Origin of the sequence: Ewingella americana ATCC 33852, assembly GCF_000735345.1 — a bacterium.
In the GTDB taxonomy this organism is placed as follows: domain Bacteria; phylum Pseudomonadota; class Gammaproteobacteria; order Enterobacterales; family Enterobacteriaceae; genus Ewingella; species Ewingella americana.
Window position 1 is genome coordinate 86,591 of the sequence record NZ_JMPJ01000067.1, and the last position, 12,866, is coordinate 99,456.

Here is a 12,866-nt window from a genome sequence, read left to right on the forward strand (position 1 = left end):
CTTACCTCAACCGTAACGGCCAGTGATGTAGTCTTCAGTTTGTTTGCGCGCCGGTGACGTGAACAGCGAGTCGGTGTCGCTGTATTCAATCAATTCACCTAAATACATGAACGCCGTGCGGTCAGAACAACGCGCAGCCTGCTGCATGTTGTGCGTCACGATAACCACGGTGTAGTCCGATTTCAGCTCGGTGATCAGCTCTTCAATGCGGCCGGTAGAGATAGGGTCCAGCGCCGAGCAGGGCTCATCGAGCAGCAGCACGTCAGGGCGAATCGCGATACCGCGCGCAATACACAGACGCTGTTGCTGACCACCAGACAGGCTGTAGCCGCTCTGATGCAGTTTATCTTTGGATTCGTTCCACAGCGCGGCTTTGGTCAATGCCCACTGAACGCGCTCGTCCATGTCGGTGCGAGACAGCTTCTCAAACAGGCGAACGCCGAAGGCGATGTTGTCATAAATCGACATCGGGAATGGCGTTGGCTTCTGGAATACCATGCCGACTTTGGCGCGCAGCAGCGCGATGTCCTGCTTATCTACCAGAATGTTTTCGCCGTCGAGCAGGATCTCACCTTCCGCGCGCTGTTCTGGGTAGAGCTGGTACATTTTGTTGAAGGTACGCAGCAGAGTCGATTTACCGCAGCCGGACGGGCCGATAAAGGCGGTGACTTCATTCTTGGCGATATCCAGGGAGATATTTTTCAGCGCATGGAATTTGCCGTAATAAAAGTTCAGGTCGCGAACCTGGATTTTGCTGTTGGATGCGTCAGTCATTCGACTCATTAAGACATCTCTCTTTTATCTTTCGCGCGCCGCAGCTGCGACGCCGGGTAACTGTGATGGCGGCCGGAGCCACCCTCAATAAATGTAATTTTGCTCTAACTTACTGTTTCTTCTTGGCGAAAATCACACGCGCCAGGATGTTCAGCAGCAGGACGCAGACGGTGATCAGCAACACACCTGCCCAAGCCAGCTCTTGCCACTCGCTAAACGGACTCATCGCGAATTTGAAGATGGTCACTGGCAAGTTGGCAATCGGCTGCATCATGTCGGTGCTCCAGAACTGGTTGGAGAGCGACGTAAACAGCAGCGGCGCGGTTTCACCGGCAATACGGGCAATCGCCAGCAGGATACCGGTCATGATGCCCGACACCGACGCTTTCAGCGTAATGGCAGAAATCATCTTCCACTTTGGCGTCCCCAGCGCGTAAGCCGCTTCACGCAGGCTGTCCGGCACCAGTTTGAGCATGTTTTCCGTGGTACGGATAACAATAGGTATTTGCAGCAATGCCAGTGCAAGTACGCCAGCCCAACCGGAGAAGTGACCCATTTTCGCCACCACAATGGTGTAAACGAACAGGCCGACCACGATTGAAGGCGCGGAGAGCAGAATGTCATTGATGAAGCGAATCACTTCAGCCAGCGGCGATTTACGGCCATATTCAGCCAGATAAACACCCGCCATCACGCCGAGCGGGGTACCAATCACGGTCGCCCACAGGATCAGCAGGCCGCTACCGGCGATGGCGTTAGCCAAACCACCACCCGCGGTGTTTGGCGGAGGGGTGTTTTCGGTGAACAGCGCCAAGGACATGCCGTCGACACCTTTCACTACGGTGGTGAATAAGATCCACACCAGCCAGAACAGGCCGAAGGCCATGGTTGCCATCGACAACAGCAGGGCAACGCGGTTCTTCTGACGGCGCCACGCCTGACGTTTACGGCGTGACTGTAATAAAGCTTCGTTGCTTTGCATTTCCATCGTGGTCATTTAGCGGCCCTCTTTCTTAGCAAGACGCAGAATCATCACTTTGGACAAGGCCAGAACGATGAAGGTGATAACAAACAGAATCAGACCGAGTTCCATCAGCGCCGAGGTGTGCAGGCCAGCTTCGGCTTCGGCAAACTCATTCGCCAACGCGGAGGTAATACTGTTGCCCGGCATATACAGCGAGGCGCTGTCGAGCTGGTAGGTGTTACCGATGATAAAGGTCACCGCCATGGTTTCACCCAGCGCGCGGCCAAGGCCCAGCATGATGCCGCCGATAACGCCGTTTTTGGTGAAAGGCAGCACGATGCGCCAGATAACTTCCCACGTGGTACAGCCGATGCCGTACGCGGACTCTTTCATCATCACCGGCGTCTGCTCAAACACGTCGCGCATTACGGAGGCGATATAAGGGATGATCATGATGGCGAGGATAACGCCCGCGGCCAGAATACCGATACCAAAGCCCGGACCTGCGAACAGGGCACCGACGATGGGAATGCCGGAAAGGACTTCGCCAACCGGAGCCTGGAAATAGGTGGCAAACAGCGGCGCGAAGATAAACAGGCCCCACATGCCGTAAACAATACTGGGGATAGCCGCCAGCAGTTCAATCGCGATCCCCAGCGGGCGGCGCAACCAGTTAGGTGCCAGCTCGGTGAGGAACAGTGCGATACCAAAGCTGACCGGAACGGCAATCAGCAAGGCAATAATCGAGGTAACAACCGTGCCGTAAATTGGCACCAGTGCGCCGAATTGTTCGTTCGGGGCGTCCCAGGTTTTCGACCACAGGAAAGAGAAACCAAATTTCTCGATGCTTGGTAATGAGGCAATAAACAGCGAGACGATAATACCGCCCAGCAGCAATAGCACAATCAGCGCTGCCAGCTTAACTAGCGCGCCGAAGATGATGTCACCGTTTTTACTTGGTGCTTTGATAGACGGCTTGTATTCAGCCATACCACTCTCTTCTTGTTCAGATTTAATTCCCTCTCCGGACGGAGAGGGAATGAGGCAGAAGACCTGTACTCTAACTCAAAATCATTTAAGTTCCATCAAGGCGACCAACGCCGAGACAACTTAAAGATGATTGATTAGTAAAGAGCTTTACCGCTGCTGTCTTTGATATTGGATTTCCATGCTGCGCGAACTTGTTCAACAACAGATTCTGGCAGAGTGGCGTAATCCAAATCAGTAGTCAGCTTGCCGCCGTTTTTGTAAGACCAGTCAAAGAACTTCAGCACTTCAGCGCCGTTGGCTGCGTTAGCCTGCTCTTTGTAAACCAGAATGAAGGTGGTAGAGCTGATTGGCCACGCGTTGTCGCCTTTCTGGTTAGTCAGGTCCTGAGCGAAGGTTTTCTTCCAGTCAGCGCCTTTAGCTGCCGCGCTGAAAGAAGCTTCAGTTGGGCTGATTGACTTGCCGTCTGCATCCACCAGCTTGGTGTATGCCAGATTGTTTTGTTTAGCGTAAGCGTATTCAACATAACCGATTGAGCCCGGCAGACGTTGAACGAAAGCGGCAACGCCGTCGTTACCCTTGCCGCCCAGACCGACAGGCCAGTTTACCGTTGAACCTGCGCCAATCTTGTCTTTCCACTCAGAGCTAACTTTAGTCAGGTAGCTGGTGAACACGAAAGAGGTACCTGAACCGTCAGCACGGCGCACGACCGCGATGTTGGTGTCTGGCAGTTTCACGCCTGGGTTCAGCTTAGTGATTGCCGCGTCATTCCATTTTTTGATTTTGCCCAGATAGATATCACCCAGCGTTGCGCCATCCAGCGTCAACTGACCAGATTTGATGCCCGGGATGTTAACAGCCAGTACCACGCCACCGATCACGGTTGGGAATTGGAACAGACCGTTCTTTTGCAGATCTTCTTCTTTCATTGGCGCATCAGATGCACCGAAGTCGACAGTTTTAGCGATGATTTGCTTAACGCCGCCGGAAGAGCCGATACCCTGATAGTTAACCTGGTTGCCAGTGGCTTTTTGGTAAGCATCAGCCCATTTGGCATATACAGGTGCAGGGAAGGTGCCGCCAGCGCCAGTCAAGTTACTAGCAGCGAAAGCAGACATTGCTGTGAGGGAGAAAGTCGCTGCCACAATACCGGCGACGGTGTTACGCATCAATTTCATGTTCCACTCCTAGTGGTTTCTTATTTGTTCGATCTTGGGTTCGACCCAGCTCGAGGCTACTTAAAGTGTTTGGCACAGGAGGAAAATAGGACAGTTTGGTGACAGTAAAATGTACGTTATATGACAGTTTTATGACAAAGGTCACAAAATAGCCGATGCGGGCAAGTTCTGGAGATTTGAAGAGTAAAAAGCCGACCCGGAGGTCGGCTTAAGCTGTCACATAACAGTAATACCCTAAATCATTCACGTTGTATCAAGGCGGCAACTGAATGAACCCCGGGAGCTTACATCAGTAAGTGACCGGGGTGAGTGCAGGCAGCCAACACCGAGACAGCGCGAAGGATGAAGGGTATTTATTCGACGGTGACAGACTTCGCTAGATTACGTGGCTGATCGACGTCGGTACCTTTGATCAGTGCAACATAGTAGGAAAGCAGCTGTAACGGCACGGTGTAGAAAATGGGGGCGACAATTTCTTCGACGTGTGGCAGTTGGATAATCTTCATGCCGTCTGAGTCGGTGAAACCCGCATCTTGATCGGCGAAGACGTACAACAAGCCGCCGCGCGCACGCACTTCTTCAATGTTCGACTTCAGCTTTTCCAGCAATTCGTTGTTAGGTGCCACCACGATAACCGGCATATCCGCATCAATCAGCGCCAGCGGGCCGTGTTTCAACTCACCCGCAGCATAAGCTTCAGCGTGAATATAAGAGATCTCTTTCAGCTTCAGCGCACCTTCCATCGCGATTGGATATTGGTCGCCACGGCCCAAGAACAGGGCGTGATGCTTGTCAGAGAAACCTTCAGCCAGTGTTTCGATGGTTTTATCCAGCGACAGCATCTGTTCGATACGCGCAGGTAATGCCTGCAACGCGTGAACGATGTCGTGCTCGACCTGTGCGTCCATCCCTTTCAGGCGGCCCATGCGCGCCACCAGCATCAGCAGAACGGTCAACTGGGTGGTGAAAGCTTTGGTCGATGCCACGCCGATTTCGGTGCCAGCTTTGGTCATTAGCGCCAAGTCAGACTCACGAACCAAAGAAGAACCCGCCACGTTACACACGGCCAGCGAGCCCAGATAACCCAGCTCTTTGGACAGGCGCAGCGCTGCCAGCGTGTCGGCCGTCTCGCCGGATTGCGACAGGGTGATGATCAGGCTGTTCGGGCGCACGGCGGATTTGCGGTAGCGGAATTCAGAGGCGATTTCGACATCGCAAGGCATACCGGCCAGAGATTCAAACCAGTAGCGCGCCACCATGCCGGAATTGTAAGAAGTACCACAGGCAATGATCTGCACATGCTGCACGCGAGACAAGATCTCGTCGGCTTTTTCGCCCAGCTCGCTCAGATTCACCTGACCGTGGCTGAAACGGCCTTCCAGCGTGTTTTTAATCGCCAGAGGCTGCTCGTAGATCTCTTTTTGCATGTAGTGGCGGAATACACCTTTATCACCGGCGTCATACTGCACATTAGATTCGATTTCTGCGCGACTTACCGCGTGGCCCTTGCTGTCAAAGACGTTAACCGCGCGGCGGGTAATTTCTGCCACGTCGCCTTCTTCAAGGAACATAAAGCGGCGAGTCACAGGCAGCAGGGCAAGCTGGTCAGACGCGATGAAGTTTTCACCCACGCCCAGACCAATCACCAGCGGGCTACCAGAGCGCGCGGCTACCAGCACGGACGGATCGCGACGGTCCATCACCACGGTGCCATAAGCGCCACGCAGTTGAGGAATAACGCGCTGAACCACTTCCAGCAGCGTACCGCCCTGCAATTGCTCCCAATGAACCAAGTGAGCAATAACTTCAGTATCTGTTTCAGAATCAAAGCGATAACCGCGTTCAATTAACAGAGCACGCAGAGGTTCGTGGTTTTCGATAATACCGTTATGCACTACCGCAATATAATCAGACACATGCGGGTGGGCATTCGCTTCAGAAGGCTCGCCATGGGTCGCCCAGCGGGTGTGCGCAATACCGGTGCCGCCGCTCAGAGGCGTTTCCGCCAGAGCATCAGCCAGCATTTGCACTTTACCTACGCGACGCAGACGGTTCAGCTTGCCATCGGCATCGACCACTGCCAGACCCGCTGAGTCATAACCGCGATACTCGAGGCGGCGTAAACCTTCTAACAGAATTTCAGCAATATCACGTTGCGCTACTGCGCCAACAATTCCACACATCAGTTTTATTCCTATTTAAAGCCTGTTCACAGACCTTATTTTTGTCGCCTGACCTGATTGATATCCGGATTTTTTCCGGGTTCCCCGAGCCTTGTAGAAGTTGGGGATTATTATGTTTTGGTCTGCATTTCCCGAGAAAACACAGACCAAAACACAACTCTGGTATCAGAAAAACACGCCGAAACGTGCCTTTCTGAATTAACTATAGCGGTTAAACGCGTTACTTCTTCTTCACCGGACGTTGCCAGTCAGGCTTATGCACCTGCTGTACGCGGCTGATAACCAAACCGTTTTCTGGCACGTCGCGAGTCACCGTGGTGCCTGCGGCGATAGTCACGTTGTTGCCAACGCTAACCGGCGCCACCAGCTGGGTGTCTGAGCCAACAAAGACGTCGTTGCCAATCACCGTTTTAAACTTGTTCACGCCGTCGTAGTTGCAGGTAATGGTACCCGCGCCAATATTCACGTTGTCGCCAATCTCAGCGTCGCCAAGATAAGAGAGGTGACCGGCCTTCGAGCCTTTGCCCAGTCGCGCTTTTTTGATTTCGACGAAGTTACCGACGTGCGCGCCCTGCGCCAGCTCGGCACCCGGACGAAGACGGGCGAATGGCCCCACGGTACATTCAGCTTCCAACACGGCGTTTTCGAACACGCTGTACGGGCTGATTTCGCAGTCATCGCCAATCACGCAGTTCTTCAGCACGCAGCTCGCGCCGATTTTCACGCGATCGCCAAGCTTAACGTTGCCTTCAATGATCACGTTGGCGTCGATCTGCACGTCAATGCCGTGCGACAGCTCGCCGCGCAAATCGAAGCGCGATGGATCTAACAGCATCACGCCCGCCAGCAACAGGCGCTCGGCCTGCTCACTCTGGTAAACGCGCTCAAGGCGGGAGAGCTGAAGGCGGTTGTTGACGCCATCAACTTCGCTATTACGCGCTGGGTGAACCGTGGCAATCTGATGCCCTTCGGCATGGGCCATGGCAATAATGTCGGTGATGTAATATTCGCCCTGAGCATTATTGTTATTGAGTTGCCCCAGCCAGCGTTTGAACGATGCGCCGTCAGCCACCAGAATACCGGTATTAATTTCTTTGATTTTCAACTGTTCGGCGTTGGAGTCTTTCTGCTCAACGATGCCCGTTACCGTGCCATTTTCACGCACGATGCGGCCATAGCCCGTTGGATCATCCAGCACCACGGTAAGTAAACCAATGCCACCTTCCGGTTTGGCTTTCAGCAGCTTATCCAGCGTTTCAACAGAAATCAGCGGGACATCGCCATACAGCATCAACACGTTTTCATCATCGGCAAAGTGCGGCGCGGCTTGCTGCATTGCATGCCCGGTGCCCAGCTGCTCGGCTTGAAGTACCCAGTTCAGCCCCTCTTCGGCCAGCGACTGTTTCAGCAAATCGCCACCGTGGCCATAAACCAGATGAACATTATTGGCACCTAAACGGGTCGCAGCATCGATAACGTGCTGAACCATCGGCTTACCAGCCAGAGGATGAAGAACTTTAGGAAGGTTGGAGTACATGCGAGTCCCCTTGCCTGCGGCAAGGATCACAACACTCAATGCGCTGTTAGACATAGGTAACCTGACAAATCCAATTTGAGGGACAAAAGTAACCTGTTAAGTAACAGAATTACTACATATTTCGCTTTGAAAAATGCCTACAAGCCGCAGCCCGCAAGGCCTGAGCATTGTATAGCCAATACTATGGAAATCGACGATTAAAGTGGCTGCTTTACGCATTAGTATTCCATTTAATGCCGGGCGTTGTCATAAGAATAAGATGCAAAATTGCCCTTATTTATTGCCCAAAAAAAAGATAGCCAAAAAAAAGCGACCCGAAGGTCGCCTTTTCAACTGATGTTGTTACATCGCTTTTCTGGTCAATTCGATTACGCGAAGTTTCGCGATCGCTTTAGCCAGTTCCGCAGACGCCTGAGCGTAGTCGACGTCGCCGTGAGAACCACTGATGTGTTCTTCCGCTTTACGCTTAGCTTCAAGCGCTCGCGCTTCGTCGAGGTCTTGCCCACGGATTGCAGTGTCAGCCAACACGGTCGTTGCGCTCGGTTGCACCTCAAGGATGCCACCCGAGAGATAGATATACTCTTCTTCACCGTGTTCTTTAACAATGCGCACCATACCAGGCTTGATGGCGGTGAGCAGCGGAGCATGCCCCGGGAAAATACCCAGTTCGCCTTCGCTACCCGTCACCTGGATCTTTTGTACCATGCCAGAAAACATTCTCTTTTCCGCACTGACAACATCCAGATGGTAAGCTTTTTCAGCCATGTCATCCTCTCTCACAACAAGCTAGCGTTACAGTTTCTTGGCTTTTTCCACTGCTTCTTCAATGGTGCCAACCATGTAGAACGCTTGTTCCGGCAGGTGATCGTAGTCGCCGTCCATAATGCCTTTGAAACCACGGATGGTATCTTTCAGCGATACGAACTTGCCCGGAGAACCGGTGAAGACTTCGGCCACGAAGAACGGCTGGGACAGGAAGCGCTGAATCTTACGCGCACGGGATACAACCAGCTTGTCGTCTTCTGACAGCTCGTCCATACCCAGAATCGCGATGATGTCTTTCAGTTCCTGGTAACGTTGCAGAATAGACTGCACGCCACGAGCCACATCATAGTGTTCCTGACCAACAACCAGTGGATCCAGCTGACGGCTGGTAGAATCCAGTGGGTCAACCGCTGGGTAGATACCCAGTGACGCGATCTGACGGCTCAGTACCACGGTCGCATCCAAGTGGGCGAAGGTGGTGGCTGGAGATGGGTCAGTCAAGTCATCCGCAGGAACGTAAACGGCCTGAACGGAGGTGATAGAACCACTTTTGGTAGAGGTGATACGCTCTTGCAGAGCACCCATCTCTTCCGCCAGCGTTGGCTGATAACCTACCGCCGATGGCATACGGCCCAGAAGTGCGGACACTTCGGTACCTGCCAGGGTGTAACGGTAAATGTTGTCAACGAACAGCAGTACGTCACGACCTTCATCACGGAATTTCTCCGCCATGGTCAGGCCGGTCAGTGCAACGCGCAGACGGTTACCTGGTGGCTCATTCATCTGACCATAGACCAGGGAAACTTTGTCGATAACGTTGGAGTCAGTCATTTCGTGGTAGAAGTCGTTACCCTCACGAGTACGCTCACCCACGCCTGCAAACACTGAGTAACCGGAGTGCTCGATCGCGATGTTACGGATCAGCTCCATCATGTTTACAGTTTTACCAACACCCGCACCACCGAACAGACCGACTTTACCGCCCTTAGCGAACGGACACATCAGGTCCATAACTTTGATACCGGTTTCCAGCAATTCTTGGGAGTTAGCCAGCTCTTCATAAGAAGGCGCTGGACGGTGAATTGCACGACGTTCTTCTTCGCCGATTTCACCTTTCATGTCGATTGGTTCACCCAATACGTTCATGATACGACCCAGAGTCGCTTTACCAACCGGAACTTCAATTGGGTGTTCCAGGTTGTTCACTTTCAGACCGCGACGAAGGCCGTCTGAGGTACCCATTGCGATACAACGAACAACGCCGCCGCCTAACTGTTGCTGAACTTCCAGAACCAGTTTGGAGGCACCGTTTTCTACCTCAAGAGCATTGTACACGTTCGGTACTGCATCCTGAGGGAACTCGACGTCCACCACGGCGCCGATTACCTGGATAATCTTTCCAGTAGCCATCTTGAATCCTCTACGTAATTCGTAAACCTAGCTTAAACCGCGGAGGCTCCCCCGACGATCTCGGTGAGTTCCTGAGTGATGCTGGCCTGACGAGCTTTGTTGTATACCAACTGCAGCTCTTTGATCAGGCTGCCGCCGTTATCGGTTGCGGCTTTCATCGCTACCATTCGCGCGGCCTGTTCGCTGGCCAGGTTTTCTACGACGCCCTGATAAACCTGAGATTCCACATAGCGACGCAGGAGGGTATCCAGCAGTGCTTTAGGATCTGGCTCATACAGGTAATCCCAGGATTTCTTCGCCAGTTCGCCATCTTCTGCCGGAGGCAGAGGCAACAGCTGAACGATGCGTGGTTCCTGAGACATGGTATTGACGAATTTGTTGCTAACAACGCATAACTTGTCTAAACGACCTTCATCGTAAGCCTGCAACATCACTTTTACCGGTCCGATAAGTTCTGACAGAGAAGGGTTATCCCCCATGCCAGTCACTTGAGCAACAACGTTGCCACCTACGGAACCGAAGAAAGAGGCTGCTTTGGAACCGATCAGGGCTAAGTCAACCTCAACGCCTTTCTCGGACCAGCCTTTCATCTCTGCCAGCAGTTTTTTGAACAAGTTAATGTTCAAGCCGCCACAAAGACCACGGTCGGTAGACACCACCAGATACCCAACGCGCTTAATTTCACGCTCATCCAGGTACGGGTGCTTATATTCCAGATTACCTAACGCGAGGTGACCGATCACTTCACGAATGGTTTCTGCATAAGGACGGCTGGCCGCCATGCGATCCTGCGTTTTACGCATTTTGGAGGCGGCGACCATCTCCATCGCTTTAGTGATCTTTTGCGTGTTTTGCACGCTGCTGATCTTACTACGTATCTCTTTTCCGCCGGCCATCTCTGCTTCTCCTCATTACCAAACGGCCTGCTGCTGGTCTGCTAAAGCAGGGCAGCAGGGCCGCTTAGTGTTACCAGGACTGGGTTGCTTTGAAGGTATCGAGGATATTTTTGAATTTCCCCTCGATCTCATCGTTGTACGCACCAGTTTGGTTGATTTGTTGCAGAAGCTCTGCGTGCTCGCGGTCAGCGTAAGCCAACAGCGCAGCTTCAAAGCTACCGACTTTAGACAATTCAACGTCTTCCAGGTAACCACGTTCTGCTGCGAAGATAATCAGTGACTGCGCTACGATTGACATCGGCGCGTACTGTTTCTGTTTCAGCAATTCAGTCACTTTCTGACCGTGGTTCAACTGTTTACGCGTTGCTTCATCCAGATCGGATGCAAACTGGGAGAACGCAGCCAGTTCACGATACTGTGCCAACGCGGTACGAATACCACCGGACAGTTTCTTCATGATCTTGGTCTGAGCTGCACCACCAACACGGGATACGGAAATCCCTGGGTTTACCGCAGGACGGATACCGGCGTTGAACAGGTTTGATTCCAGGAAGATCTGACCATCAGTAATCGAGATTACGTTGGTTGGAACGAACGCTGAAACGTCGCCCGCTTGCGTTTCGATGATTGGAAGCGCAGTCAGGGAACCAGTTTTGCCTTTCACTTCACCCTTGGTGAATGCTTCAACGTACTCGGCGTTAACACGCGCAGCACGCTCCAGCAGACGGGAGTGGAGATAGAAAACGTCGCCTGGGTAAGCTTCACGACCTGGTGGACGACGAAGCAGCAGGGAAATCTGACGGTAAGCAACAGCCTGTTTAGACAGGTCATCATAAACGATCAGTGCGTCTTCACCGCGGTCACGGAAGTATTCACCCATTGCGCAACCGGAGTACGGTGCCAGATATTGCAGTGCAGCAGATTCTGATGCAGTCGCAACAACAACGATGGTGTTTTCCAGTGCGCCGTGCTCTTCCAGTTTACGAACCACGTTAGAAATGGTGGACGCTTTCTGGCCGATAGCCACATAGATACATTTGATGCCGGAATCGCGCTGGTTGATGATCGCATCAATTGCCAGAGCAGTTTTACCGGTTTGACGGTCACCGATGACCAATTCACGCTGACCACGACCGATTGGGATCATGGCATCAACGGATTTGTAGCCTGTCTGCACAGGTTGGTCTACGGATTGACGTTCGATAACGCCTGGTGCGATAGCTTCAACAGCTGAGAAGCCGTCGTGTTCTACCGGACCTTTACCGTCGATTGGCGCACCCAGGGTGTTAACAACGCGACCCAGCAGGCCACGGCCAACTGGAACTTCCAGGATACGGCCAGTACATTTAACTTTCATACCTTCGGCGAGGTCAGCGTAAGGGCCCATTACAACGGCACCTACAGAGTCGCGCTCCAGGTTCAGGGCGATAGCGTAACGGTTACCCGGCAACGCAATCATTTCGCCTTGCATGACATCGGCTAAGCCGTGCACGCGGATGATCCCGTCACTGACGGAAACGATAGTACCTTCATTGTGAGCTTCGCTCACCACATTGAACTGAGCAATGCGCTGCTTGATCAGTTCGCTGATTTCGGTGGAATTCAGTTGCATGCTCCAGTCCCCTTAAGACTGCAAGACGTCTGCCAGGCGTTCAAGACGACTGCGAACGCTGCCATCAATCACCATATCACCTGCACGGATTACGACACCGGCAAGAACAGACTTGTCAATTTTGCAATTCAGCTTAACTTTGCGAGACAGACGTTTTTCCATCGCAGCAGCAATCTTAGCCTGCTGATCTTCGGACAGTGGAGTTGCTGAAGTAACTTCTACTTCGGCAATGGCCTCTAAAGAGGCACGCAGTTCGATGAACTGTTGCAGCACTTCCGGAAGAACGCGTAAACGTCCATTTTCAGCCATAACCTTAATCAGATTTTGGCCTGCGTCGTCGAGTTGTTCACCACATACCGCGATAAACGTTTGAGACAGAGTTTCTGGTGCTAAAGCCCCGGAAAGCAGTTCTTCAATTTGTTCATTGCGTGTGACTTCAGCCGTGAACGCCAGCATGGACTGCCAGCGATCTAAGCTTTGGTGCTCAACGGCAAAGTCAAAAGCTGCTTTGGCGTAGGGGCGAGCTACAGTTACAAATTCAGACATCAGCCCCTCCCTCC

At 52.7% G+C, this 12,866-nt stretch carries 11 protein-coding genes; all 11 read right to left on the reverse strand.

The features are described from left to right. Positions 1-6: 6 nt before the first annotated feature. Positions 7-774, reverse strand: a complete 768-nt coding sequence (gene pstB, locus GEAM_RS18245) for a phosphate ABC transporter ATP-binding protein PstB (RefSeq protein WP_017490418.1) — start codon at positions 772-774, stop codon at positions 7-9. A gap of 109 nt (positions 775-883) precedes the next feature. After that, positions 884-1,771: a phosphate ABC transporter permease PstA gene (pstA, locus tag GEAM_RS18250; protein ID WP_034794340.1), complete on the reverse strand. Its 888-nt coding sequence runs from the start codon at positions 1,769-1,771 to the stop codon at positions 884-886. Beyond that, on the reverse strand, positions 1,772-2,728 hold the full coding sequence (gene pstC / locus GEAM_RS18255) for a phosphate ABC transporter permease PstC (RefSeq protein ID WP_034794342.1): 957 nt from the start codon (positions 2,726-2,728) through the stop codon (positions 1,772-1,774). It abuts the gene before it with no gap. A 134-nt stretch (positions 2,729-2,862) separates the two neighbouring features. After that, positions 2,863-3,903: a phosphate ABC transporter substrate-binding protein PstS gene (pstS, locus tag GEAM_RS18260; protein WP_034794345.1), complete on the reverse strand. Its 1,041-nt coding sequence runs from the start codon at positions 3,901-3,903 to the stop codon at positions 2,863-2,865. Positions 3,904-4,256: 353 nt separating this feature from the next. Next, positions 4,257-6,086 carry a glutamine--fructose-6-phosphate transaminase (isomerizing) gene (glmS, locus tag GEAM_RS18265; RefSeq protein WP_034794348.1) on the reverse strand — a complete coding sequence of 610 codons (1,830 nt, stop codon included), beginning with the start codon at positions 6,084-6,086 and terminating at the stop codon, positions 4,257-4,259. Between the two features lie 220 nt (positions 6,087-6,306). Further along, on the reverse strand, positions 6,307-7,677 hold the full coding sequence (gene glmU / locus GEAM_RS18270; protein WP_034794351.1) for a bifunctional UDP-N-acetylglucosamine diphosphorylase/glucosamine-1-phosphate N-acetyltransferase GlmU: 1,371 nt from the start codon (positions 7,675-7,677) through the stop codon (positions 6,307-6,309). Between the two features lie 288 nt (positions 7,678-7,965). Beyond that, positions 7,966-8,388, reverse strand: coding sequence for a F0F1 ATP synthase subunit epsilon (locus GEAM_RS18275; protein ID WP_034794353.1), 423 nt, complete (start codon positions 8,386-8,388; stop codon positions 7,966-7,968). 27 nt (positions 8,389-8,415) lie between these two features. Further along, the gene (atpD, locus tag GEAM_RS18280; RefSeq protein WP_034794356.1) at positions 8,416-9,798 is read right to left on the reverse strand and encodes a F0F1 ATP synthase subunit beta; all 1,383 of its coding nucleotides are present in this window, start codon (positions 9,796-9,798) and stop codon (positions 8,416-8,418) included. 32 nt (positions 9,799-9,830) lie between these two features. Further along, entirely contained in the window at positions 9,831-10,694 is an 864-nt protein-coding gene (gene atpG / locus GEAM_RS18285) for a F0F1 ATP synthase subunit gamma (RefSeq protein WP_034794358.1), read from the reverse strand. A gap of 70 nt (positions 10,695-10,764) precedes the next feature. After that, positions 10,765-12,306, reverse strand: coding sequence for a F0F1 ATP synthase subunit alpha (atpA, locus tag GEAM_RS18290; RefSeq protein ID WP_034794361.1), 1,542 nt, complete (start codon positions 12,304-12,306; stop codon positions 10,765-10,767). A gap of 12 nt (positions 12,307-12,318) precedes the next feature. Continuing rightward, on the reverse strand, positions 12,319-12,852 hold the full coding sequence (gene atpH / locus GEAM_RS18295) for a F0F1 ATP synthase subunit delta (RefSeq protein WP_034794363.1): 534 nt from the start codon (positions 12,850-12,852) through the stop codon (positions 12,319-12,321). Positions 12,853-12,866 lie beyond the last annotated feature (14 nt).

What these genes read in the sequence shown, in the direction of transcription:
- pstB (WP_017490418.1), bottom strand. Translation starts at nt 774, where the DNA reads ATGACTGACGCATCCAACAGCAAAATCCAGGTTCGCGACCTGAACTTT.
- pstA (WP_034794340.1), bottom strand. Translation starts at nt 1,771, where the DNA reads ATGACCACGATGGAAATGCAAAGCAACGAAGCTTTATTACAGTCACGC.
- pstC (WP_034794342.1), bottom strand. Translation starts at nt 2,728, where the DNA reads ATGGCTGAATACAAGCCGTCTATCAAAGCACCAAGTAAAAACGGTGAC.
- pstS (WP_034794345.1), bottom strand. Translation starts at nt 3,903, where the DNA reads ATGAAATTGATGCGTAACACCGTCGCCGGTATTGTGGCAGCGACTTTC.
- glmS (WP_034794348.1), bottom strand. Translation starts at nt 6,086, where the DNA reads ATGTGTGGAATTGTTGGCGCAGTAGCGCAACGTGATATTGCTGAAATT.
- glmU (WP_034794351.1), bottom strand. Translation starts at nt 7,677, where the DNA reads ATGTCTAACAGCGCATTGAGTGTTGTGATCCTTGCCGCAGGCAAGGGG.
- GEAM_RS18275 (WP_034794353.1), bottom strand. Translation starts at nt 8,388, where the DNA reads ATGGCTGAAAAAGCTTACCATCTGGATGTTGTCAGTGCGGAAAAGAGA.
- atpD (WP_034794356.1), bottom strand. Translation starts at nt 9,798, where the DNA reads ATGGCTACTGGAAAGATTATCCAGGTAATCGGCGCCGTGGTGGACGTC.
- atpG (WP_034794358.1), bottom strand. Translation starts at nt 10,694, where the DNA reads ATGGCCGGCGGAAAAGAGATACGTAGTAAGATCAGCAGCGTGCAAAAC.
- atpA (WP_034794361.1), bottom strand. Translation starts at nt 12,306, where the DNA reads ATGCAACTGAATTCCACCGAAATCAGCGAACTGATCAAGCAGCGCATT.
- atpH (WP_034794363.1), bottom strand. Translation starts at nt 12,852, where the DNA reads ATGTCTGAATTTGTAACTGTAGCTCGCCCCTACGCCAAAGCAGCTTTT.